This is a genomic window from Cnuella takakiae, from assembly GCF_001953305.1.
Lineage (GTDB): Bacteria > Bacteroidota > Bacteroidia > Chitinophagales > Chitinophagaceae > Flavisolibacter > Flavisolibacter takakiae.
Genome location: NZ_MTFE01000010.1, coordinates 264,627 through 287,075, shown reverse-complemented (window position 1 = coordinate 287,075; position 22,449 = coordinate 264,627). Strand labels below are relative to the sequence as shown.

The window sequence follows — 22,449 nt, the reverse complement described above, 5'->3', positions numbered from 1 at the left end:
CGTGTTTTGCCATACCCTGCTGCTTTAGGCAGCTTTTGAACTGCATAAAAATCTTGCCACGGCAGTAATGGTGATGGGGCGGCAGGCGCTCCATCCTAGGGGTGGTCGGTAAAACGCGCCTGCAGGGCTTCATACCAGGCGCACTGGCAGTGTTCGCCCAGGGCACAGCTGCCCTGCGGCGTACCGGGTGCACACCAGGCAAAAAAGCCCATATGCCAGCGCTTGATGCGGATGCTTTGCCGCCAGGCCGCCCTGATGGCACTGTATTCCACCCTTTCGGGCACGGTGGTTTGCAATACCGCTACCCAGTTGCAGGCGTCCAGCAGGGTCTTCAGGGCTTCCAGCAGCGCGTGCACCGCCGCATCGTCCAGCATCTGTTCGGGGGGCAGCATGTCCAGGGTGATGCCCGTCCAGTCTTCCAGCTCCCGTACCGGCGCCGTTGCCTCCTCTTCCGCCTCGCTCACCCACTGCCGGAAATGCTGGTGCAGGTGCGCATAGTCCCCGTTCAGCCGCCGGGTAGCAAGGGCAATATCCTCGTGGAGTTGTTGGAGGTAACGCTGGAGGGACATGGTGATGGGATATTTTGATGGGGTTATAGCTCACAGATAGCACCGATAACACGAATTTGATCCTGCCTTACGGTGTCCTACCTGCATTTTTTTGCACCAAAAAGCCTGTAAATGGTTTATGTACAATAAGCCATGCACCGTTAAAACTAGCTGGCTTTCACATTCAAGTATAAATCTGGGCTTTCAGGGGCATCTGTGCGCTCTAACGCTAAGCAATAAGCCCGCTTGTTGCAATACTGAAATTATGCTGCTAAATTAGTTAGCAATTACACCTGCCGCCCGCCGCATCCCGCTGCCTCCTGCCCTTGAAAATTGGCTCTTGCAACCTTCCTGCTTACATCCCAACAATGCCTTTGGTTATGGAACAAGCTGTTCTTTCTTCCTCCAAGTTACTCCTGACACCTGAACAAAATGCCATCCTTTCCGCAAATGGGAATATCCAGATCAATGCCGTTGCGGGTTCTGGCAAAACCACCACCCTGATCCATTATGCCGCTACCCGGCCGGTGGGTTCCCGTATCTTGTACCTGGCCTTTAACCGTTCGGTACGCATGGAAGCACACCAGAAGTTTGCCGCCCATGGCCTTACTGGGGTACAGGTGGAAACGGCCCATTCCCTGGCCTTTAAAGCGGTAGTGGCCGGTGGCAAATACAAGGTGCGGGAGTGCGGGTATACCGTTGCGGAAATAGCCGGATTGCTTTCACTCTCCAGTCATGGCCAGCAACATGGTGCCATGGTGCTGGCCAACCATATCAACCGCTACTTTAGTTATTTCTGCAACAGCAAAGCCGACACGGTGGAAAGCCTCCACTATGCCGATACGGTGAAAGATGCGCAAGCCCAGGCTTTTGTACAAAACCTGTTTCCCTATATCCTTGGCGGCACCCGCCGCCTGTGGCAGTTGATGGAGGAAGGCAGGATAGCGGTGACCCACGATTTTTACCTTAAGAAATACCAGTTATCAAAGCCGCTGTTGTCTTCCTACGGCTATATCCTTTTTGATGAAGCACAGGATGCCTCGGCGGCCATGCTGGATGTGTTTTTACGGCAGCGGGCCACCAAGGTTATGGTAGGCGACAGGCACCAGCAGATCTATAGCTGGCGCTATGCCGTTAATGCCCTCGACCTGCCCGGTTTTACACCTTACCACTTGACGGTTTCCTTTCGTTTTCCGCCGGCCATAGCAAAGCTGGCCCGTTGGGTATTGGTCTGGAAAAATATGGTGCAGCCCTGTGCTCCCGTAACCATCGAAGGCCGGGGAATGGCCGTGGCTCCGGTTTGTAAAGCCACCCTTGCCCGCACCAACCTGGGGCTCCTGCTCCGTGCCATCCGTTATATCAGGGAACACCCCGAGGTGGCCCGCTTGTATTTTGAAGGCAATATCAACTCCTACACTTATGCCAGTGAAGGCGCATCGCTGTACGATGTGCTGCACCTGTATAATGGCCGTTTACGCGCTATCCGCAATCCGCTGCTGCGAACCATGCGCACCCTAACCGACCTGGAGGCTTATATCCGCCAAACCGAAGATGTGGAACTGGGGATGATGGTGAAGCTGGTACAGGAATATGGTAATGAGATCGTTGACCTGATCGCCGAACTCAAACGCAAGCAGGTGGCCGATGGGGAAAGGAGAAATGCCGTTATGGTCTTCTCCACCGTACACCGGTGCAAAGGGCTGGAGTACGATGCCGTGCAGCTGGCGGAAGATTTTATCACCGAAGCCGGTGTAGCCAAAGCGGTTGTCAGCGGCGAGCCATCTATCCGCATCAATGAAGAGATAAACCTGCTGTATGTAGCCCTTACCCGCACCCGGGGACTGTTGCGCATCCCTGAAAAGCTGCTCCCCAGGCACTTTCCGGCATTACCTAATATTGTAGTCCTTCCCAACTCGCAGCTTGCCGAACCGAAACCATTGTTGGATTTGGAAAAACCGCATACACCAACTAAGAACAAGCCCTTTGCGGAAATCCGCAAACAATTTCCGAATGCTTACGAACCCTGGACACCCATGCTGGATTCCGAACTGAAGCGATTGTACACCCAAGGTAAAAAGATAGGAGAAATCGCCCGGCATTTCGGCCGGCAGCCAGGTGCTATTGGTTCAAGACTGAAGAAACTGGGTATTTCAGGTTGAAAAGCCTTTCTGTTGTGGCTGATACCTAATACGCTTTTGGTTTGCGCCCGGAATTTTCCTTTTGTAAGCTCCACTTGTAGCTAATTGCTTGCAGCTTGTAGCTTAAAGCTTGCAGCTATCTGCCCCCGGCATCCTCAACGCACCGTAATATGCAAACAGCCATTCCGTTCATACTTCACATAACAAAGCCCTTCCGACCGCATTTCCTTTAACTCCGCTACAAAGAGCTTGAGTTGTTTGCGGCTGCGTCCAAAAGCGGCATACGACACATCGAAGGTCTTGCCCTTGAGGTGGGCGCTGTTGGCAATGCTGTTGTCGTTTTCTTCCATCAGCGATGCTACCGACTGCCTGGAGCGGGTAAGGCTGGAGATGGTAAATTTTACATAACCAACGCCGGCTGCCTTGCAGGCTGCCTTGTAGCGGCTGGCCAGCTCGCTGAGGAAGGCCTTGCCTTCGGGCAGCAGGTAGGGCTGCGAGTGGTACAGCCTGTTTACCTTGTACTGGCTGTTGGACGCCACCAGCTGCAGCTTGCCGCTCCGGTAAAGCTGTTTGATGCCCTTGTCGGTCTTTTGCGGGTTGATACCTTCCGAGCGGTATGCCCTTGCCTGGGTGGCCACATCGTCGGGGAAGAAGGAGGCGCAGCTGGTACAGCCGCCAGACGTAATGCCCTTGGTAGGGGTAGCAGCGGCTGGCCGGTTGCCGGTTGCCGGGGTGGAAAGCGGGGTAAAGGCACTGCCCAGCACCACCAGTGCCGGCAGCAGCAGCCAGGAACGGAGGGTATTGTTTTGGTAAGGACGGTTCATGATATAGGGCCAGGATCTTTTTGGTTTTATAGGCGAACCTGCTCGGCGCAGGCTCGATGTTTGGAATTTGATTGCCACAACGCAGGCTGCCTGGTCTCCCGCCAATGCCGGGGTTGTTGAAACCCTTCCAGCCCGGCTGTACCAGCCCTGCGTTTAGTGCAAGAAACGCAGGGCTGGCAAAATATTGTGTATCGATTTAATCTGTTTTGAAGAAATTAGGGTTTTTCCTAAGATGAAGGAGTGGGTTTTTGTGCAGGTGCCGGGGGTGCAAGGATGGCTGAATGCTGGTTTGCATAAAAACTACCGATCACATCCATCGTGTATGCCAACACTCCGGCCGCAACCTGCCATCGCATCGCATCCACCTGAAAACGGGCACGGGGATCGTCATGCAGCTTCCGGTTGCAGCAAATGCTGACATCCAGCGGCTCGTTGATACCGGGAGCATAACACAATTGTACCCGGGCCTCGGTGGCGCGCCCCTGTACCAACTCCAGGGCATAGGCCCTGGCGGCAAGGGCACCCATCCGGTCGATGTGGGAGAGGTGCTTGCCATATAGAGCACCCCGCCAATAGGTATGCGCGGGCCGTAATAATCCATCACCAGCTTGCGGCCTGTCTGGCCATTATCGCTATCGCTGCCGCCCCTTATAAATGTGCCGTTGGGATTGATCAGTACCCTGATGTCTTTCCATGCTGCATACCACCGGGGATCTTTAGCTGCTAGTTGCGCATAAGCAGCATACAGGAATACCGCCACCTGCTCGGTAAAGGCCAGGTAACCAGCCGAAGGATGCTGTTGCAAGGTCACCAGCAGGGTATGTAGCCGAAAACCTTGCGCATCTTCATCCAGCACCAGCAAGACTTTGCCATCCGGTCCATGGCCCGCAAGTTCGCTGCCGGGACTTAGGGCCCTCACCAGGGCAGCCCGGAAATACCAGGCACCATAATGTTCGGGCGGCAGCCAGTTAGTAAACCCATCGTAGCCTGCATAGCCAGTGATGATGCTCTGGTCGTTGCAGTGACGGGTCCATTGCAGAGGGTCTGCGTTAAGCCGGCAGATATGGTCGTGCACCTGGTAACGGCTGGCATCAATGTGGTTGGTGGCAGTATAGCCGATGGTTTCACCCAGTTCAACCAGCAGTTGCCGCACATCGATGGCGGCCCGGTTGCGGGTGGCAATGGCTCCGGTCAGAAAAAGCTGGTGGCTCCAAACCGAAGCCTCCACCTGGGCATAGCCTTCGGGGTCGTTGCGGTATACCTCGCGCACAATACAGTCGGCGAGCAGGTCGCAGAATTTATCGGGGTGCCCGTTGAGCACGGTCTCGGAATATCGTTTCATGTAAGGTTTTATGTAGCCACTAAGGCGCCTATGCAGCAAGGGTGTCCTAAGCAGCGAGTTTGAAAATTGAAATCGCATAAGCCTGGAAGCAAACAGGCCAGCCTTCAGTCAAGCAGGGGCAGCTTATAAAAAGGCAGTCCGTTATCCTCGAACGCCGAAGCATCGCCGTCGGCACTTACCAGTACCTGCACCTGGTTTTTATCGATCCCTACGAGCATTTCGGGTGTGATGCTTTCCACGTAACCATCGGTAACGATCAGCGCCTTGCGCACAGGTTGTTTCCGCAGTTGGTCGAACACGCAGCCGATGCTGGTACCACCGGTACTCTCGTACCGGAGTTTGCCATTACGGAAACTGGCGGGGTACACATCGTTTGAAAACACCCATAGCGGGCGGCGCAGCTCTTTATGGAAGTGGTGGAGCAGTCCCACCAGTGCCTCCAGCTCGGCGTGCATCGAACCGCTCACATCTAGGTAAACATTGGCCCTTGCCTGGGGACGGGCTACCTGCAACCTGTGGCGCGCAAAGGGCAGCACAGGGCTCCAGCCCATGCGCAGAAAAGCGCGCCTGTCGGATGGGGTAGGCAGGGGCAGATACACATCGTGCGGGTGACTTTCCTTCCGGCCCTTATTGTCGGCAATAAGGCAGCGGCGCAGCAGGCGTTGGGTGGCGGCACGCCACTTTGCGGCGGCCCATTCCTTTGCCATCAGTTCTTCCTGGTCGGGGTCTTTACCGTGGCCAAACTGGCGGGGCTTGCGCCAGATGCGGGTGCCATCCATCTGTTTTATGATGCCATCAAGCAGTTGGCTACCTGCTTCCGACAACTCCTGTGCTTCGTGGTTGCCTACCAGCAGTGGGATCGCGCTCCCATCCTCCTTGCTGGTATGCAGGTGCTGCAGCAGCTCGTGCAGGTCGTCGGCACCCACCTTTCCGGCGTATACCCGGTCCTGTATCTTTTCCCAGTATTCGCGTGACCACAGGAACTCATCCGGCGCCGGGCGCAACAGCTTGCTCATGCCTTTCCAGGGATACAACCTTGCGAAGAAGCCCGACCACTGAGGGCCGCAGGTGCGGTGGATGATGGCATTGATGATGGCGTCGAGGGCAATATTGAGCAGGGGCGTGTTGTAGCTGAACTTCTCGGTATGGCCCAGCAATACATGGAGGAACTCGTGCAGCAGTACGGCCTTTACCTCGGCCTCCGTTTGGGCATGCTGGCAAAGAAAGGCAAGGTTAATCTGCAGTACTGGTTTTGCCGACAGGCTTACGGCCAGCGTGGGTACGGCTTCTGTAAACAGGATATCGGTGATGCGGAACAGGGCCCTGCAGGCCAGCGGGTTGTCGTCGGCCAATTCGGCCACGAGGTGGCGGATTGCTTGTTCAGTCCAGTTCATAGTAGTCATTGGTTTGGATGGTCAACAGCCTTACCTGGCGCTGCAGCCTTTTTCGGGTGAGGATCAGTGGTCCATCGGGTTGGTAAAAATGCTGGCTGCAGCGGCCCAGCACCAGGGCGCAGTGCACATTCATTTCCGGCGACAGCGCTTCAGCCTTCCCGCCATCCGTACGGTCATAAACAAGGGCCCGTTCGTGCGACCTTGGCAGATGCGCATCGGCGTCCTCCCAACTCTTGTATCCCGCTTTTTTGAGCTCTCCTTCCAGCCAGGATTGCAGGTCGGTGCCCCCGGGAATCTTCATGCCGAAATAGCCCGTGCTCCAGCCACTGTTGCCGCTCATGAAATAGTCGGCCCTCACCCGCTGGTTGCACTGGCGGCTCATGGGTGCGCCCATATTGTGGAGCCACTTATCGCCGGTGCTGTCCCGCAGCTCAGGCGCCATGGCTTACCTCCCTTGCTTTGCGGGCCGCCATGCGGAAGCAGGCCTCCAGTTCTTGCTCCACTACCTCGGGCTCGGGGAATTCGGACTTTTGGGTGAGCAGGTACACAAAGAGCTGGCGGGCGCGGTTTCTCCGCTTTGTATGCTCCCCGAGGGTAGCCATATAGGTTACACATGCCGACCACTTGGGGTGCTGGGTCTTGTGCTGACCCTGGTATTCCGTCCAGGTCAGTTCGCCATCCACCACCAGCAGGGGTGCTGCCAGGCACTGCAGTTCGTTGAGGGCATCCTCATGCAGCAGGCCGGCACTTTCGAAGCAGGGATAGGTACTGAAGGCAATAATGGCCTTACGCCACAGGGGCTCGCGGTGCAGGCACTGGAAGAGGGCCGTGCTGCGGGTATCCTTATCTGGTACATCGGACAGCAGCAACTGCACCCGCTTTTCAAGGGAGGGCTGTGCCAGCAGGTCCGATACCCATTGCTCCCGGGGATCGCAACAGCCGCTGAGGCGCCAGGCTTCGGCATGTACCGATTCAATGACATGGTCTGGGATGATGCTTCTCCAGGCACGATGGGGCAGGCTCCAGCGGAGGGCCAGCAGGTATAAGGCTTTTTGGGTTAGCCTCCTGCCCTGTTCATTTCGGGCATCCACACAACCTACTGCCACCAGGTTGCGGGCCAGCAGGCGTGCCCTGCGTGGCGACAGGCGCAAACCTGCGGCACCCATCAGGGTGGCGCACTGGCGGGCATAGGTCAGCAGTTGTGCCGGTGGTTGCTGCAGCTGTGCCTCGAACTGTTGCCTGCAACGGGCGATCCACTGGATTAGGGGTTCGCTGGAACCATTCACCAGCCCCTCGCCACCAGGCTGGAGCACCAGCAATTGGTCGGCGGCCGACAGTTCGCTCCAGTCGGGGACTTCCAGGATAAAAGAAAAGCGGTCGGCAAGTGCGGGGTCGAGTGGCTGCGAGCCTTCGTAATTTTCTTCGGTATCGTTTTCCAGCGCAAAGGGGTTCATGGCCGCCCAGCGGTAGCGCAGGCGGGGCAGGCCAAGGCCCTGTACCTTTCGTTCGTGTACCAGCGAAAAGAACTTGTTCTGCACCTCGGGGCGGCAGCGGCTCAGCTCGTCGATGAGGATGCTTTCGGCCTGCCATACCGTAGCCGGCGTGGGAATGAAATCGATGCTTTTACCATCGGTGGCAGGGTAGGGAAAACCCACCAGGTCGTCGAAGGAAATAAGGCTGGCATTGTAGTGCCGGTGTTCGAGACTCAGGGCTTCGGAAAGGCTGTTGAGCAAAAAGGTCTTGCCCGTGCCCGCCTTGCCGATGAGCAGGATGGGGTCTTCGGAAAGGAGTGCCGCAAGGATCAGCGGCTCGATGGCGTCGAAGCCATACACGCCCAGGGGGCGCAGGAAGGATTGCTGCATAGCGCTTCAGTTTTTGCGCAGCCCCTGCATGGATACAGGCAGCCGCGTTGGTTAAAAAATGAAGCAACAGGAAGAAGGGGAAACGAAAAGGTAAGCGTTCAAGCTTTTGACCCTGCGGCCCGCATACTGGTCCACCGTTAGCCTGCGGCCCGGTTGGCATCCCTTTGAAAAAGGGAACTCCTGATGCTTTGTGATTTTATAACGGTGATGAGGAACCGATATTGTTATGGTTTAAAAAAATGTACCTGGAGTTGCGTTATGATTCCTAGAGGGTGCACCCTTACTTCTGCAGGGGCTGCAAGGCGGAAAACTTTGTGTGTAGCCGGGACCCGAACAGCAGCCTTGGCAGCAGGGTAACCTTTTATGGTAAGGTTTATTGTATACGCATGGATTGAAAGGGTTCGCAGGCTTTAGTCGTAGGCAACAGGGTTGCCCTGTATGATCACCAGGCTTCTGTCCAGGGCGATGGATTTGGGTTTCGCCTTTTCGCCTTTGATGATATACTGCGCCGCCAGGTCGGCACCCAGGGCTTTGGTAAAGGCCGCCTTGATCCGCGAGATCTTTTCGCTGGCCGAGTTGGAGGTGACATCCACCAGTCCTTCCACACCATTGTGCACTTCGGCCAGCAGCCCGCTGTTGGAAAAGCGGCCATATAGTTTACGCAGCTCAGCCCGGTGGTCTACCAGGTCGGGGAGCAGCACACCCTCGGGATGGTTGAGGAAAAAAAGGTATAGGGTTTTCTCCAGCGGCGTCAGCTTTATCTCCAGGTTGCCATAATCGGGGAGGAGGATGCGACCCGCGGTATTCACCACCAGCCTGCTCGGCGAAACTGCCTGCCGGAAGGGCTGGTTAAAGAGCAGGCGTTTGCGTACGCCTTCAAAAATATCCAGCACCTGTGCAATAGCCCTTGGTTCCAGTTTGCCCTGCAGTTTTTGCATACACTCCGGGCATACATCGGCGGTGCGCATCTTGAGCGTGATCTCTTTTTTATGCCCGCAGAAATCATTGATACAACCAACAGGCTGCTGGTGTACGGCGGCCTGCAGTTGGGCCATGTTTTCAAACATATGTTGCTGCAAAATGAGGCCTGCCACCAGGTAAGCCACGGGGAATACTTCAGACGCCTTGAGATAATGGGCCCACTCGCCGGTGTGTACAAAACCATTGTAAGGGAAGCCGGGATCGAGGGCACAGAACCAGTTGAACTCATTAGCGATATCAGTAAGTAGCAGTACCAGGTCGGTTTCCGCTACCGGGAAAGTGTTCCGGTATTGCGCACATTTTTCGAACAATTCCTTCCAACTGCATTCTTTCCTGAAAACAGGTATTTCAGGTGTGTCGAAACATGCCATGCTGCACAAAACCCTTTCCTGGTGGAAAAAACTTTCTTCATCCACCCGCTTGTTGGTATACCTGGGTTTTTCCCATACAAGTGCAGTGTTGCCGGTAAACTGTACCGGCCCTTCAAAGGACTGTAAAAAGTGGAGGACTTCGTCGAATATCCTGGTATCTGCGCCGGCCGTACGAATCAGGTGTATGGTCATATGTTTTGGTTGTGGCAAGATACAAATTAATGCAGCGGTTGGTATTTATGCACTCGTTTTCTGTTCATGATGTACAAGAAGAAAAAGGACAGCAGGATGCATGCGGCGTTGCATAGATGTTATCACAAAGCAACGCCGCATGTTTAACCGTAGTTGATCCAGTAAAGCACTGGAAGATCCTTCATCCATCTATACCGCCCACTGCGCCCTCCGCATCCACTGCGTGAAACTCCCTTCCCCCCTTACAGGTCTTTATCCAGGAAGGTACTGGTATCTCCGCCCTCTTTTCGCTTACGCAAAAAGTTGTTCAACGACCTGCCGATGCTGGCATAGGTTTTCTTTGTATCGGCTTTATCGAAGTACATACTATTTTCCTGGCGGATGTTCAGCGATGCCGCCACCTGCTCGGCATCCAGGGTAGCACCCAGGTAGCTGAAGGTCCATTTACCGGTTGCTTCCAGTTCGGCAATCATCTTCCGGATCAGCGGAAAGCTGTACTCGCGGGAAGCATTTTCATGTCCATCGGTAAGGATCACCACCACGGTCTTTGTATCGCTTTTACCCGACTCTGCGTTCATATGGCCTTGTAGCTGTTGGATGGTTTGGCCAATGGCATCATAGAGCGCTGTTGTGCCATCAGGTTGATAGGTACGGGTATCCAGCGGTGCAACCATTTGCGCGGGCTGCGCAAAATAGGAAGGCAACACCTCGTGGTTGAAACGGGTAAGGCCCAACAGCAGTTCCTGCTCGGGATAACGCAACTGCAGGGAGCGGATCATCTGTACCTGCTCATTAAAGCCACTGATGGTTTGGCCGATGCAATCCTGCATGGAGCCGCTCTGGTCGAGGATGATGTGGTAAAAGGTTTTTTGGGTCATAACTGTTTGGTTGATTGGTGAGGGAAGTTGGTTTTGGTTGCGGCCGTTGACGGCGTTGTTGTTTGTTGGTACAAAGGAAGGATGTGAAGGGGAGGGGAGAAAAGGTCTGCAAGCTTGTAGGGCAGGCAATCTTGCTTTTTCAATGGCAATGGAAAGGACAAACTTTAGTGCTCTTTTCATATCAGGAACAAATGCTACCTGGACAAATGCGGTTACCCATAGTGGTAAGCCTAATGTATGATGTATATAAGTGCCAGTTTATCCACAGTTTGCACATGTTGATGCAGGCCCTTGCAAGAATATGGTTGGGTTTGTAATTTAAGGTTACCGAAAACCAACGATTGTTTGCTTATGAGGACAAGAGCGCATCACTCCTGTCTGCATTGCCCATACATTGCTTTACTGTTACAGCTATTCTTTCATGCTGTTAAAGGCAATGCATATACTCATAGCTGTTTGCCAACAGCTCTTCTCCTAACTGTTTATTTTCCCCTGCTCCACCTGGTTGTGCTATCCCCGCCAGTATAAGCCTCTTCTTATAAAGTTCCTGTATATCACACAGCCTATTGTTTTTTCCATATACCCAACACTCACCCACACCAAAACCAGTCTATGAAACCAACAGTACACCGTCCGGTAATTTATCCCAAGGACATCATGAAAGTTACAGGCCGCAGTGAGCGGGGTAGCCGCAAGATGCTGGCAGCCATTCGCACCCGCTACAATAAGCATGGTAATGCCTTTGTTACCGTGGAGGAGTTTTGCCGGTACACGGGCATACCGGAAGACCTGATTATACCATTTTTGGAGTAGTGGTGCTCGATGATTATTTGAGGGCTGCTAAAAGGCCGCTGGCTTTTAGCCATTGGTTTGGCGGTATTGTCCCCTGCAAATTGCAGGTGACGGTTACCACCTTCGTTGTGGGTTTGGAAATACCTCCTTAACCTGCAACACTAAGGACAGGAGTTTGCAGTCAGTCCCACAAAAGAAGAGCGGCCCCCGTGGGCCGCTCTTTGCTTTACCGCTTCTTTTTACGCAGCAAGCGTTGTAACAGGAAGGAGACCGCGAAGCTCACCGTAGCGCCTATTGCGGCGAGTACTACGGTTTTCAACAGTTCCTCGCGGGTGATATGAAGCGCAATCACCAGCAGGGTGCCGCCCAATGCACCCAGTTTAGGACTTGGGTTTGGATACGCGTTTGGCTCCATGGCGCACCTCCTTTTTTGTGGCTTTTCGTAGGTAACGGTTTGGCTGATGGCCGAGGCAACGCTGCCCGCAACGGCCAGGTAGCCTGCCGCTTTTACCACCAGGGCGGGCAGGGCCACCGGTGCGCCCAGGATGGCGGCACCAATAGCAGCCAGCCCCATACCGGTATTGCGTACTTGCTTATAGGCTTTAGGCGTGGGCGCCTGTATGCGTTGGATCAGGTTCATGGTTCTTGTTTTTAATGGTGAGGAAAACGGGTTCTTTTTCAAGGGCGGGATATACCAGCTGGTTGAGGCCTTCCATGGCCTGGCTGCTTTGTGTGCGGCTGCCTGCTTCCGAAAGGGCAGCCACCGGGGCAATGCCCCCTGCAAGTGCCAAAGGGTCTTGTTGGAGGGCATGGATACAGAGCAGGCTGCGGCCGGGTACCGACTTTACCTGTAGGTGGTGCCCAAAACGCGGGCTATACCTGCGGGCCAGCGGGTAGCGGCCTTCTGCTACCGGTGTCAGCCTTTTACCGCCAGGCTGGAAAGGCAGCTCCAGGGTATAGCATAGCCTTTGTTCTTCGTGCAGCAACTCGCCATTGCAGCCCCAGGCGTCCATGCTGCGGGTCAGTAATAGTTCCATCGTTCTTAGCTTTTAAAGGGGAAAGAAATAGGAACCACGGAGACACTATCCGACACAGCGGTACACAGCTAAACAAATCTTTGCGCCGTTGCTCCTTTGCGTCTTTGCGTGCAACACCTCCATGGTTCCGTTTGCATTAGGCACCACCATCCACCTGCACCAGTGACAGCGCATTGTAACTGCTGTCTTTCAGCGGGTAGTAATCGCCGTTGGTTTCCTGGAAGAACTGTATGCCAAAGGCCAGGAAGAGCGGGTGGGTGCTATCGGAAGGCAGGTTGTGCTCCAGGGTAATGGGCGTTGTGGCAGCCATACCAATGGGGAGTATGCCGGAGAATGCCTGTCCTGCGGTATATGCGCCTCCTTCAAAATTGATCTCCGCCGCACCCAGTGCCAGCCTGAAGTGGGTACTGCTCACCGGTGCCTTGATGGCCGTGGCCGGGATGAATGCCGGTATGTTGATACTGGCCTTGCCGCTTTCCCGGTTGATGGCTGCCGTGAAGGGCGCTGTGAGGGTGGTGGCGAGGTTGCTGCCCTCGTTGAAGTCAAATCCCTTGAGCAACTCCGTTTCGCCGTCTAGCACATTGCGCTGGCCGCGGGTGCTGTTGGCATCGCTCTGGATCACCCGGTACATCTCGCGGGAAAGGCGGCTTACCATGCGGCCGTCGGTGATCATCTTCAGGGGCGTTGCAAATGCCATGCGGAGGGTTTTGCCCGCCTTGGCTGCCCGGCCAAATTCAGAGATGTTTTCACGGGTGCGCTCGTAGGCCGGGCTGTTGAGGATGCGTTCGCGGCTCACACCACCCCGGGTGCGGATACGGAAACCATCTTTCGATTTGTAGAAGGTCACATCACCGATGGTGCCTTCCACCTGCATAAAGCCAAATTGCTTTGCCATCTGTTTAAGTTTTAAAAGGTTTGGAAAAGGCCATCGAGCCAATCCAACTCCACTTGTGCACCAGCGGGTGGGGCTACGGGGCCGTTGACAATACAAGTTTAACATGCTGCCCCCCGCTCCGTCAATAGGGCGTGCCGTTTATACCGTTTGTGCCGTTTGTGCCGTTTGTGCCGCATTTGCCGGAAACACCCTTTTGTGCCGCTTTTGACAATCGCCCCTACTAACCCCAAACCCATAACTCCAAACCCCAAACTCCCAACCCCTAACCGTTCCTGCTCCCACTCAGTCCCCACCCTTCCCCCACTCCGCCCCCAGTATACGCCCACCTTGTTCCCACTTAGCCCTAAGGAGCACCCAATGGTGGTGCTGGCCCCAAACAAAACAACCCCACCTGGAAAGGCGGGGTTGCTTCAAAAGTAGTGGGCAGTTACCTGCCGGTTGGCACCGTTAGTCTTACGGTGGTGCTGGGGTGTTGGGCAGCGTAGGAAGCTTTCACGAACCTTCCTGTTTTGGCGCTGATGTACACCTGCTTTGTCTTTGCCATAAGAAGTGGATTTAGGGTGTGAAAGAAAGGGCCAACAGTGGAGTGCGTGGCCGGTCGCACTAAATATTTTCAAATTAGTATTTCAAAATTTACCAATCAATACCGGATAAAATTGTAAATAGTTTTCTTTCAAGCAAGTAGGTAAAAGAACTTGTGAATTGTTAGGGTGTACCTTTTAAAAAGGGTTGGTTTTATTAGAAATTTGGGGCGGGTGGGGAAACGCTATATCTTAAAGCAAAAACCCTTGAAAGATAATTGGAGCTTATTTGAACCAATAGCGACGAAGCAATATTGACCTAAGCTCAATCCAGACTGCCGTTCCGTTAATCTGAAACGCACCTTTGAAGCCATAGTGTGTATTGAAAACCAAGCACACTGGCGCTCAATACCTGATGCTAATTACCCTTCATATAAAAAATGTTTTAGTAATTTTCAGACGTAGGCTGACATGAGCTTTTTCAAAAGGCTGAACCGTAAAGTCCGCAGCCATCCTCTTTTTGGTTAGGATATCCGGGAGAAAGAAATATTTTACATCCACAGCTGTTTTGCCCTGGACCAAGGGACACACCATGGGCCTTTGGGAAAGGAGACCAAGACCATCTTACACTCGGATCAAAAGATCCTTTCTATTAGTAGAAAGCTAAAGGCATACCTAAGAAGATGTAATGAAAAGCGTTTCTTTTCGTGGCTTTCCAACTTCATAAGTTGTACTTCTGAGTATCAGTAAAAGGCTGAAAACTTCAAAGCCTTCCTGCTGCTTACCGCAGCTATCATCTTGAGCGGAAGATTTTAATAAACGGTTTAATCTGGGGTGCCTAAAGTGCAATTTGGTAATGAGCTGCCCCTTCATTGTAAAGAGCTGCCATTTCCTCCCTAAGGTGTGCAGGAGCTAATACCCTTATTCTGGGCCCATAGCTTAGCAGGTAAGACTTCAATTCAAAATTGACAAAAAGTTCAACTTTAATAATCATCGGGTCGCCAGCTGCTGATATCACACGCTGGCTCTTGTGCAGCGGTTTGGTGATAATATAATCCGCAGATTCTTCGCTTACCGCAATTTTAATGGTTTCCGGTGCAGAGGCTTCAGGTAGCGTAACACCAATTAGGTTGTTGAAGTAAGTGTCTGGGTCGAACAAGACATTATCAATAAACTCATTCCTACAGTTGCTAATTTTTTGAATCCGGTCAAGGGCGAGGGTCATCAGGTGGTCGGCTCCTTCGTACCGGCACAACAGGAACCACCGGTTCCGGTACTCTTTCAGCATATAGGGATGTATGATCCAGTCCCTTGCTTCTTTTTTAAACGGTTTGTAAATCACCTTCAAGGCACAACGCTCCCTAATGGCGGTGAACAGGTCATCAAGGTGCTCCTGTCCCAGTGCCTTTGTGTGCTCTTCAAAAGCAATCATTGTTGTACTATTGGGAATATTGGTGTGTACTTTATTTTCCAATTTCACCACTATGTTCTCAATATCGTTGATGATGTTGAGGTCGGTAGCCTTTTTCAGAATTTCGATTGCCTGCCTTAAATAAGCGACATCTTCTTCCGGTACCGGTATATTCTTAATGGAAAAGGGTTCTGTATAGTAAATCAGCGGATCAGCCTTGGTTGCCCGCTTGATGGGTGCGCCTTTCTCATTTTCAAGATAATTCAGGTCGTCGTACAGCGACCTTTTGCCGATGGCGGTATTGCCGCTTGCCTCCAACCGGTTGTTCAGTGTATCGAGTAGTTCGGCAATGGATCTTTTTCTTTTGCTGGAAAGCAATTCGTCCAGTATCTCGATACGAAGCTGGAAGTTCTTGTTTTTAGGCATGGGCGTTTATGGGCTGGTAGTAATAGAGCAAAATAAGTGCAAATACATTGCATTGCTGGCCTTCATCTTTGCCCTGACCAGGAAAAAGCCGCAAGCATAAAAACCTGTTTATGCAGGAATGCATGGGTGCGTTGGTAGCGTTTGTTAGCGAAGGTTTCATTCGCATTTATATAAAACAATATGTCTGGTCCGTTTTGTTTTGCCACCCATTCTAAATTGCTACCATAAGCCAGTAGCAGAGCAGTGGATAAAGAAAACACCTATGTAGTAAATATTCGATAGTTAATGAATAGTTTTGCCTTGTTTCGTGTTGCAATAAATTATTCGTTCTAAAACTACTTGCCAGATACTTTGTTTCGGCCAGATTCAATTAGGTTTCTACGCAACATTCAAACCAATCCTCTTACCAGCTAACTGAAAATATATGCCTCACCTTCATTCGTTTTCTGCAGCCAACTTTCGTGTCTTTGCCGCCGAGCAGTCTTTTAATTTCAAGCCAATTACTATACTTACGGGTACCAATAGTGCGGGGAAGAGTAGTTTGATTAGGGCATTGATGTTGCTGCGGAACAGCATCAAAAGGCATCCGGAGTTAGGTGTGTTAACATTTGGAGATACATCAGCACTTGGTGATTTTTCTAGCGTCTTAAATGATGAACATTCAGAACGCGACAGAGTTATGTATTTTACATTTCCGTTTCATCTTGATTACCTCGAAGGGGATTACCAGCTCGAACTTGCTTATGAGCAGGAGCCAACGGGGTTGCAACGTGATGGAAAACTGGTTTGTTTTCACATCTTTCGACAAAAAGAGCAGCAGCAGGAAACCTTGGTTCATGTATCATTCCGACCCTTTGATGTTGAAGAAGCAAGTACTAAGTTCAAGGATGAATGGCATTCTTTGGAAGATGAAGAACGAAAGAGGATGAGTTCAAGTTATGTTCATTGTATCAAACTAAATCTACAACTGGTCAAAGATCAGCTATCCAAGGATTTGGAACGGATTGAAACTGAACAAGGAATAAGGCACGCTAATGAATTGGTCGGACAGGAAGACGCCGGAAGTTTTACTCTTTTTGCGAGTTCCGCCGATTTGTACGATGAAATAATGCCATCGTTCCGATATCCCTTTTATGATAATAGTTCATTGAGAAAATTGAACTTACAAGAACTGTCTAAAAATAAGCTTAGTGAAGCTGAGCTTGGTTTAAGCGAGGGGTTGATCTTCCAATATTACCCTAAAGGACCGGGTATAAAATATGGCCCTTTTACTGCTAATTCCTTAAATCGCCTGCATAGTCTTGATGAAGCAACATTATCTCAAATTAAGCAGGCAGAGCATGAGATGCTCGTTACTGTTTTACAAGGAACCAGTTTGATTGTGCCGAAGCACAGAATTCCTGATACTTCAGTATGGATGTTCAGAGATGGTTCAGAGCATGGTTTAGAAGGAACCATTATGTCTGCCATATTTGAAAAGCTAAGAGCTGAACTTGGCAGAGAGGAGAAAGATTTGAGCGGACACTTATCAAAAGATCTTACCTATTACGGTAATTGGTTGTTGCAGAAGTACTTCATCAAGAATATTCTCAACGGGTTTAGTAAACTGGAGCAACAGCTCAGTATTAATTTTATGGGATCAACCCGCGGTGCACAACGTAGGTACTTTGCTCAGGAAAACGATAGTCATTCGCTACATGAGCTGATCGAAGCATTTATCGAAGCAGAAGCGGTTGATGTAAAAGTAATTCAAGACTTTTTGGAATACTGGACTCAGAAATTCGGATTGGGTGATCGGATTAGTCTGGAGATTGGCAACTCTGGTCTTACTAAAGCAATATTTATACACCGTAAAGGCAAAAAGATCAATTTGGCTGATCTCGGTTTTGGTGTTAGTCAGCTTTTGCCCATTTTGTTGAACATTTGTCTGACAGCCAAAAAGAAAGCAGATAATTGGGAAAATGGTATCGTCATGTTTGGAAATTCTGTTGTTTGTATTGAAGAGCCAGAGGCCAATCTTCACCCGGCCCTACAATCCAAATTCGCAGATTTGTTAATTGACGCCGCACACAAGTTCAACATTCAATTTATTGTAGAAACCCATAGCGAGTACCTGGTGCGCAAGCTCCAGTACTGGACCGCCATGCAGGTGATTGGACCCGAAGCAGTGAATATCTATTACTTCTACGATCCCGAAAACATACCGCCCGGGGAGCCGCAGATAAAGGAGATTACCATTGATGATAATGGCAAACTGAGCGATGATTTCGGTACCGGTTTTTTCGATGAAGCCGACCGTATTGCCATCAGCATTTGGAACCGTACGCAGGCAAGCAATAACTAAAAGGAGGCGCCAGTATGTCAATTCCCGCTTATTGCAGCTTCGACTTCCTGTTGCATATGGCTCGTGAGCCCCTGCTATCTGAATTGGGTTCCGACAGTCGCGCTATCGGTTTTTTGCACCTCCGCGACCTAGTGCTCAATGGCGTGACCATTCAAACCGATGTGCCCAAAGTGCAGATCGATGCGCAAATGGATAACCCGTACTTTCGTCACCTGGTGAAAAACTTGCGGATCAATGCCAATCCGCAGGCTTTTGCGGAAATGAGGAGCAACGAGCAAGCCTTTTTTGCACGGCAGCCACAAAGCCTGTATTTCCTTTCTGCAACTTATTCTGGTGAGAAACTCAGCCAGTTGTGCAGGCAAACGGGGTTTTATTGCTTTGGGCCTAAACCCGAAGCTGGTCGTATGTTTCAGGATCGGGTTCAGGACCTGGTAGGCCGGGATAAAACCACCTGGCAGTTTTTGGAAGAGCTGCTCCAGCCACACAATGCCATGGTAATTGCTGATCCCTATTTGTTTACTGAAAATGCCGTTGAAGCCTGTATGAAGATGGTTGACAGTGTGGTGCCTCGGCAGCAAAAGTGCCCCTATTACTTAACCCTTATTGGACGGTCAAGGGGTGGGAGCCTTAATGAAATCCCGCTGTCAATGATTAAGTCGCGAGTAGATAAGATCAGGCAGGCTGTCACCCGGATTTTGCCCCATGCTGTTGTCGAGTTTCATACCGCCAATAGACCTGACTTTCACGACCGGCTGATCATCACGAATAACGTAATGATCTATTCCGGCTCGGGCCTGGATGCCATTGGTAGGAATGGTGAGGCTACCAAGGATAGTTATTGGGTAGCAGTATCGCCTTATAAACGGCTTTCACACAATGGGGTTGAAGGTACTTTTGGTTATAAAGCGATCAAGAATAAACTGGAAAGGTTTAACAATTGGATCAAGCAAAGCGAGTTGGCGCAAACAAGTAATCCTTTGTTTGCGTAATTTCCTTTCTTTATAACCCAGCTATAAACATGCAGGCCGATCTTTTCTCTGAGCAACAGCCGCCAAAACTCAACCAGCTAGGGCATTCCCGAATCCAGTACAAGGAGGTAGGTACGATACTCAACAAGACCAGTGGTTTTATGGCCGATTATGATTATAGCCTTAATCCTTATTCTGGTTGTGCTTTTGGCTGTACGTATTGCTATGCGGCATTTTTTGCCAGAGATACAGTTGCTCAGGAAAACTGGGGGTATTGGGTGGATGTAAAAGCCAATGCGTTGGCACTGTTGAAAAAGTACCGTTCCAAGCCAATTACGGGAAAAACGGTGTATATGAGTTCCGTAACGGACCCGTATCAACCCATCGAGCGAAAAATTGAACTGACCAGGGAATTACTTAAGGAGTTGCTTCACTACCATCAGCCCCGGCTGGTCATTCAAACTCGGAGCCCTATTGTTACCCGTGATATCGATTTGTTGCAACAATTTCAGCACCTGCAGGTCAACATGACCATCACCACCGATAGCGAAGAGGTACGCAAAGTTTTTGAGCCGCTATGCCCTGGTAACAAAGCAAGGCTGGCCGCCATCAAGGAAGTTGCCGCAGCGGGTGTGCAGGCATGTATCACCATGACACCATTGCTACCGGTAGAAGAGCCTCATGCTTTTGCCCAATCGCTTCTGGATACCGGAATCAGCAAGTTTATCATCCAGCCTTTCCACCCCGACAGAGGCCGGTTCACAGCCGGCACTCGCGAAGAAGCAAAACAGTTGGTACGAAAGTATGGCTGGACTGCTGAACGGTATAGCGAAGTGGAAGGCATCATCAAAAGCTATATACCCGATCTTGGAATAGGGAAAGAAGGCTTTCAACCAATTTAACTGCATATGAACCGAACCCAACTCACCCAGTGGTTCCGAAACCAACAACCAACCATTGAACAAATTATCCTGGAAGCTGCTCAGGCATTTGTTGCTGCCAATGAGCGAAATCCAAACTTTGGTTATGATCTAAGCATAGCCCAACAGGAAGCTTACAATCTGGTACAGAATACTGATTTATGCTACGACCGGTACACTACACCCCTTGCTTACTCGCTTTGGTACCAGGCCAGGCGGATGAATGTATTTCTGTCTCATTTCTGTGATAAAGTAACTGAAGCCTGCGCGGCCAGTCAGCCGGTTGAAGTGTTTGACCTTGGAGCAGGTACTGGATGCGTTCAGTTTTGTTTTGGCCTTGCCGCAGTGGCTTTCAAAAGAGCGGGGAAACGTATGCCACTGATGCGGATCATCAATGTGGACGTCAGCCCTTTTATGCTTTCGTATTTACGCTCTTACCTCTGGCCGGCAGCCATAAAACATTATCCCGAACTACGCGATCTTTTGGTAGAATACCATGTTTATTCCTGGACAAACAGAGGCGAGTTCAGCATCACCAATCCATGGGTATGTGCCAGCTACCTGTTCGATTCGTCGGAAAATGAATCCTACCTGCAATCCAACTTCGATGAATTGATAAAATCATTTGAGCCTTCTAAAATTCTGATGCTTACTTCTGCACAAGAAAGAAAGCGGAACATGATGAGCTCACTTTCTGCAAAAATGCGGCAGCGCGGCTTCAACATGATCGTTGCTTCCAGTGACGAGTCTGTCTTTCAGGGTGCCTTGCCAGTTGTGTCGGCATACAGGATGCGCCTTGTAGAGAAATACAGGCTAAAGGCATCTAAAAGCGCCGTTTCCTGGGCAGATGGCAGTTTCAATGCGCTTGGCCTGGAAAAACAGCAGTCTGGTTTAAGCTTCAATATGCGCTCCTTACCAGAGGTATTGGATTTGTTCAATCCTCCTCTGCGTGTACGCCGCGAAGTGCAGTTAAACGATGACCAGATCAGGGCAGCACGATATGAAGAGCAGCCTTCCATCATAACAGGCCCTGCCGGTTGTGGCAAAAGTATTGTCGTTACCGAAAAGATCATCAATGTGCTGGAAAAGCACAAGTGGACAGGACCTTTGAATATATTGGTAACAACGTTTAATAAATCGTTGATCAAGCAACTGCGTGCCTGGTTGACTGACCTTCTTGAAGCCAAGGGAAAGTCTGTGAGGCAACAATACAACAAAGTGGTAAATGGCGTTAACGATGGTACGGGGGATTTGACTACGGGTGCTGAATTTAGCATTCAGATCCGGTTTGTTCATTTCGAGATGCTGGGTAAGTACGTAGGCAGCATCCAATTCAAACCGTTCAACGAGAACACCCACCGGCAAGCCCTGGAAAGATTTGTTCTGGAAACAAAAAAAGAACAGGGCATAGCAGCTGACAAATGGAATGAAATTCTCAACCCGGATTTTTTGCTGGAAGAATACCACCGGGTGATTTATGGGTTGCAATGCAAACTGGTATTGGGTGAAGACAACTATCAGGGAGTGGAACGGAAGGGCAGGGGGCGTAGAATCAGTTTGAACCGCGGCCCCAGGCGAAAGGCCGTTTTTACCGCTTTACACAAATACGGCAAATGGATGCATGCCGATCCTCAGGCTGGACAGTCTTATCTTGCCCGCAGGCAGATGTTGTTCAACGAACTGGAAAGCCGCCGGCTCCCGGCACCTTTCGATTATGTTTTTGTGGATGAATTTCAGGATTGTACCCCTACCGATTATAAGCTGATGGGTATGATGCTGAAAAACGTTGACCGGCTGGTGCTTGCCGGCGACCTGGCGCAGGCAGTGCATATTGGCCAGTCTGGTTCCATACCCAGAGACAAAGCCATGGCCCGAAGGGTCTATTACCGTTTGAATGGTTCCTACCGGCTACCTTTCCGGATATGCGAGGCCATCTACCCTTTATCGGAAGCTATTGCTGCAAGTTCTTTGGACCGGGAAGTGACAGCAGAAATCACCCCTTATAAAGGGGCTCCGCCGGGAGCCCGTCCCATCATTGTTGGTGGGGCCAACGACACCGAACTGGCACAAAAGATCATTGCCATTAGGGCAGCATATTTACCTTTTGATATCAACCAGGTTACCATCATGGAAAAAGATGATGGCCTCTGCCGCGAAATCAGGAGGGCTGGCATACCGGTTGAGACAACAACCATTTTACGATTAAAGGGGTTGGAGAAAGAACTGGTAGTTTGGAGCCTGCAGGCGGAAGTTGAATATGAGGATGAAGTAAAGGAGTTTGTGTACACAATTGCCACCCGAACCAACTGTATGCTGGTTGTTGCTATTAGTCAGAACGCAAAAGCGTATTTTAAACCCCTGCTGGGGCTGCTCAGGCCTGACCGGCTTATTTGTTGGGATGCACAGTCTGAAAACCTGTTTACCACTTATAAACAGGTTGTGTCTTCCCCTCTGATCCATGAGGGATAGCGGGTTTTTAAATCATAGGGCATCAAAACATAAAAAAACAAAAGTGCCGGGGAAAACCCGGCTTTTTTAGTTTTGTAGTTAAGGAGTCATCAATCGGTTCGGAAGCCTGTGATGCATGTATTTTATGTCTTTGTTA

The 22,449-nt window shown here is 51.1% G+C and carries 18 protein-coding genes, 1 pseudogene and 1 riboswitch; of the genes and pseudogenes, 6 read left to right on the top strand and 13 right to left on the bottom strand.

The genetic code is table 11. The features are described from left to right. Positions 1–95: 95 nt before the first annotated feature. Complete coding sequence (locus BUE76_RS01540; protein WP_073039390.1) at positions 96–569, bottom strand: hypothetical protein; 474 nt, start codon at positions 567–569, stop codon at positions 96–98. Positions 570–928: 359 nt separating this feature from the next. Between BUE76_RS01540 and BUE76_RS01535 the strand changes: the two genes are divergently transcribed. Further along, the gene (locus BUE76_RS01535) at positions 929–2,707 is read left to right on the top strand and encodes a UvrD-helicase domain-containing protein (RefSeq protein ID WP_073039502.1); all 1,779 of its coding nucleotides are present in this window, start codon (positions 929–931) and stop codon (positions 2,705–2,707) included. A 134-nt stretch (positions 2,708–2,841) separates the two neighbouring features. Here BUE76_RS01535 and BUE76_RS01530 read toward each other — a convergent pair whose 3' ends face one another. From BUE76_RS01530 to BUE76_RS01500, 8 genes and pseudogenes are all read right to left on the bottom strand, one after another. After that, positions 2,842–3,510: a DUF5715 family protein gene (locus BUE76_RS01530; RefSeq protein WP_073039389.1), complete on the bottom strand. Its 669-nt coding sequence runs from the start codon at positions 3,508–3,510 to the stop codon at positions 2,842–2,844. Positions 3,511–3,737: 227 nt separating this feature from the next. Continuing rightward, positions 3,738–4,037, bottom strand: coding sequence for a hypothetical protein (locus BUE76_RS25415; RefSeq protein WP_083596322.1), 300 nt, complete (start codon positions 4,035–4,037; stop codon positions 3,738–3,740). Positions 4,038–4,582: 545 nt separating this feature from the next. Then, positions 4,583–4,852: pseudogene (locus BUE76_RS25410) on the bottom strand (S-adenosylmethionine synthetase N-terminal domain-containing protein); the annotation flags it as partial. A 104-nt stretch (positions 4,853–4,956) separates the two neighbouring features. After that, the gene (locus BUE76_RS01520) at positions 4,957–6,246 is read right to left on the bottom strand and encodes a vWA domain-containing protein (protein ID WP_073039387.1); all 1,290 of its coding nucleotides are present in this window, start codon (positions 6,244–6,246) and stop codon (positions 4,957–4,959) included. Beyond that, the gene (locus BUE76_RS01515) at positions 6,233–6,688 is read right to left on the bottom strand and encodes a hypothetical protein (RefSeq protein ID WP_073039386.1); all 456 of its coding nucleotides are present in this window, start codon (positions 6,686–6,688) and stop codon (positions 6,233–6,235) included. Before BUE76_RS01515 ends, BUE76_RS01520 begins: the two co-directional genes overlap by 14 nt. Next, complete coding sequence (locus tag BUE76_RS01510) at positions 6,678–8,108, bottom strand: AAA family ATPase (protein WP_073039385.1); 1,431 nt, start codon at positions 8,106–8,108, stop codon at positions 6,678–6,680. Before BUE76_RS01510 ends, BUE76_RS01515 begins: the two co-directional genes overlap by 11 nt. Positions 8,109–8,200: 92 nt before the next feature. Further along, positions 8,201–8,300: riboswitch (SAM-I-IV-variant riboswitch) on the bottom strand. Positions 8,301–8,518: 218 nt separating this feature from the next. Then, the gene (locus tag BUE76_RS01505; RefSeq protein ID WP_073039384.1) at positions 8,519–9,652 is read right to left on the bottom strand and encodes a hypothetical protein; all 1,134 of its coding nucleotides are present in this window, start codon (positions 9,650–9,652) and stop codon (positions 8,519–8,521) included. 242 nt (positions 9,653–9,894) lie between these two features. After that, positions 9,895–10,530, bottom strand: coding sequence for a vWA domain-containing protein (locus tag BUE76_RS01500; protein ID WP_073039383.1), 636 nt, complete (start codon positions 10,528–10,530; stop codon positions 9,895–9,897). Positions 10,531–11,142: 612 nt separating this feature from the next. Between BUE76_RS01500 and BUE76_RS01490 the strand changes: the two genes are divergently transcribed. Further along, complete coding sequence (locus BUE76_RS01490) at positions 11,143–11,343, top strand: hypothetical protein (protein ID WP_073039381.1); 201 nt, start codon at positions 11,143–11,145, stop codon at positions 11,341–11,343. Between the two features lie 205 nt (positions 11,344–11,548). Here the strand turns inward: BUE76_RS01490 and BUE76_RS24695 are convergent, their stop codons facing one another. From BUE76_RS24695 to BUE76_RS01470, 4 genes are all read right to left on the bottom strand, one after another. After that, a complete protein-coding gene (locus BUE76_RS24695; protein ID WP_073039380.1) occupies positions 11,549–11,962 on the bottom strand; it encodes a hypothetical protein in 414 nt (137 codons plus the stop codon). Further along, on the bottom strand, positions 11,925–12,359 hold the full coding sequence (locus tag BUE76_RS01480; protein WP_073039379.1) for a DUF5675 family protein: 435 nt from the start codon (positions 12,357–12,359) through the stop codon (positions 11,925–11,927). The genes BUE76_RS24695 and BUE76_RS01480 overlap by 38 nt, the downstream gene beginning before the upstream one ends. Positions 12,360–12,495: 136 nt before the next feature. After that, positions 12,496–13,254: a hypothetical protein gene (locus BUE76_RS01475; RefSeq protein WP_073039378.1), complete on the bottom strand. Its 759-nt coding sequence runs from the start codon at positions 13,252–13,254 to the stop codon at positions 12,496–12,498. 1,359 nt (positions 13,255–14,613) lie between these two features. After that, positions 14,614–15,612, bottom strand: coding sequence for a helix-turn-helix transcriptional regulator (locus BUE76_RS01470; RefSeq protein WP_073039377.1), 999 nt, complete (start codon positions 15,610–15,612; stop codon positions 14,614–14,616). 424 nt (positions 15,613–16,036) lie between these two features. Here BUE76_RS01470 and BUE76_RS01465 point away from each other — a divergent pair, with 424 nt between their 5' ends. Genes BUE76_RS01465 through BUE76_RS01450 form a run of 4 tightly spaced genes read left to right on the top strand, consistent with a single transcriptional unit; the run spans position 16,037 to position 22,313 of the window. Beyond that, positions 16,037–17,956 carry an AAA family ATPase gene (locus BUE76_RS01465; RefSeq protein ID WP_073039376.1) on the top strand — a complete coding sequence of 640 codons (1,920 nt, stop codon included), beginning with the start codon at positions 16,037–16,039 and terminating at the stop codon, positions 17,954–17,956. A 14-nt stretch (positions 17,957–17,970) separates the two neighbouring features. Further along, complete coding sequence (locus BUE76_RS01460) at positions 17,971–18,945, top strand: hypothetical protein (RefSeq protein WP_073039375.1); 975 nt, start codon at positions 17,971–17,973, stop codon at positions 18,943–18,945. A 29-nt stretch (positions 18,946–18,974) separates the two neighbouring features. Then, positions 18,975–19,826 carry an SPL family radical SAM protein gene (locus BUE76_RS01455; protein WP_073039374.1) on the top strand — a complete coding sequence of 284 codons (852 nt, stop codon included), beginning with the start codon at positions 18,975–18,977 and terminating at the stop codon, positions 19,824–19,826. A gap of 6 nt (positions 19,827–19,832) precedes the next feature. Beyond that, positions 19,833–22,313 carry a UvrD-helicase domain-containing protein gene (locus BUE76_RS01450; protein WP_073039373.1) on the top strand — a complete coding sequence of 827 codons (2,481 nt, stop codon included), beginning with the start codon at positions 19,833–19,835 and terminating at the stop codon, positions 22,311–22,313. The last annotated feature ends 136 nt before the right edge of the window (positions 22,314–22,449 follow it).

Excerpts from the sequence above, each read along its gene's own strand:
- BUE76_RS01540 (WP_073039390.1), bottom strand. The coding sequence starts at position 569 with ATGTCCCTCCAGCGTTACCTCCAACAACTCCACGAGGATATTGCCCTT.
- BUE76_RS01535 (WP_073039502.1), top strand. The coding sequence starts at position 929 with ATGGAACAAGCTGTTCTTTCTTCCTCCAAGTTACTCCTGACACCTGAA.
- BUE76_RS01530 (WP_073039389.1), bottom strand. The coding sequence starts at position 3,510 with ATGAACCGTCCTTACCAAAACAATACCCTCCGTTCCTGGCTGCTGCTG.
- BUE76_RS25415 (WP_083596322.1), bottom strand. The coding sequence starts at position 4,037 with ATGGGTGCCCTTGCCGCCAGGGCCTATGCCCTGGAGTTGGTACAGGGG.
- BUE76_RS01520 (WP_073039387.1), bottom strand. The coding sequence starts at position 6,246 with ATGAACTGGACTGAACAAGCAATCCGCCACCTCGTGGCCGAATTGGCC.
- BUE76_RS01515 (WP_073039386.1), bottom strand. The coding sequence starts at position 6,688 with ATGGCGCCTGAGCTGCGGGACAGCACCGGCGATAAGTGGCTCCACAAT.
- BUE76_RS01510 (WP_073039385.1), bottom strand. The coding sequence starts at position 8,108 with ATGCAGCAATCCTTCCTGCGCCCCCTGGGCGTGTATGGCTTCGACGCC.
- BUE76_RS01505 (WP_073039384.1), bottom strand. The coding sequence starts at position 9,652 with ATGACCATACACCTGATTCGTACGGCCGGCGCAGATACCAGGATATTC.
- BUE76_RS01500 (WP_073039383.1), bottom strand. The coding sequence starts at position 10,530 with ATGACCCAAAAAACCTTTTACCACATCATCCTCGACCAGAGCGGCTCC.
- BUE76_RS01490 (WP_073039381.1), top strand. The coding sequence starts at position 11,143 with ATGAAACCAACAGTACACCGTCCGGTAATTTATCCCAAGGACATCATG.
- BUE76_RS24695 (WP_073039380.1), bottom strand. The coding sequence starts at position 11,962 with ATGAACCTGATCCAACGCATACAGGCGCCCACGCCTAAAGCCTATAAG.
- BUE76_RS01480 (WP_073039379.1), bottom strand. The coding sequence starts at position 12,359 with ATGGAACTATTACTGACCCGCAGCATGGACGCCTGGGGCTGCAATGGC.
- BUE76_RS01475 (WP_073039378.1), bottom strand. The coding sequence starts at position 13,254 with ATGGCAAAGCAATTTGGCTTTATGCAGGTGGAAGGCACCATCGGTGAT.
- BUE76_RS01470 (WP_073039377.1), bottom strand. The coding sequence starts at position 15,612 with ATGCCTAAAAACAAGAACTTCCAGCTTCGTATCGAGATACTGGACGAA.
- BUE76_RS01465 (WP_073039376.1), top strand. The coding sequence starts at position 16,037 with ATGCCTCACCTTCATTCGTTTTCTGCAGCCAACTTTCGTGTCTTTGCC.
- BUE76_RS01460 (WP_073039375.1), top strand. The coding sequence starts at position 17,971 with ATGTCAATTCCCGCTTATTGCAGCTTCGACTTCCTGTTGCATATGGCT.
- BUE76_RS01455 (WP_073039374.1), top strand. The coding sequence starts at position 18,975 with ATGCAGGCCGATCTTTTCTCTGAGCAACAGCCGCCAAAACTCAACCAG.
- BUE76_RS01450 (WP_073039373.1), top strand. The coding sequence starts at position 19,833 with ATGAACCGAACCCAACTCACCCAGTGGTTCCGAAACCAACAACCAACC.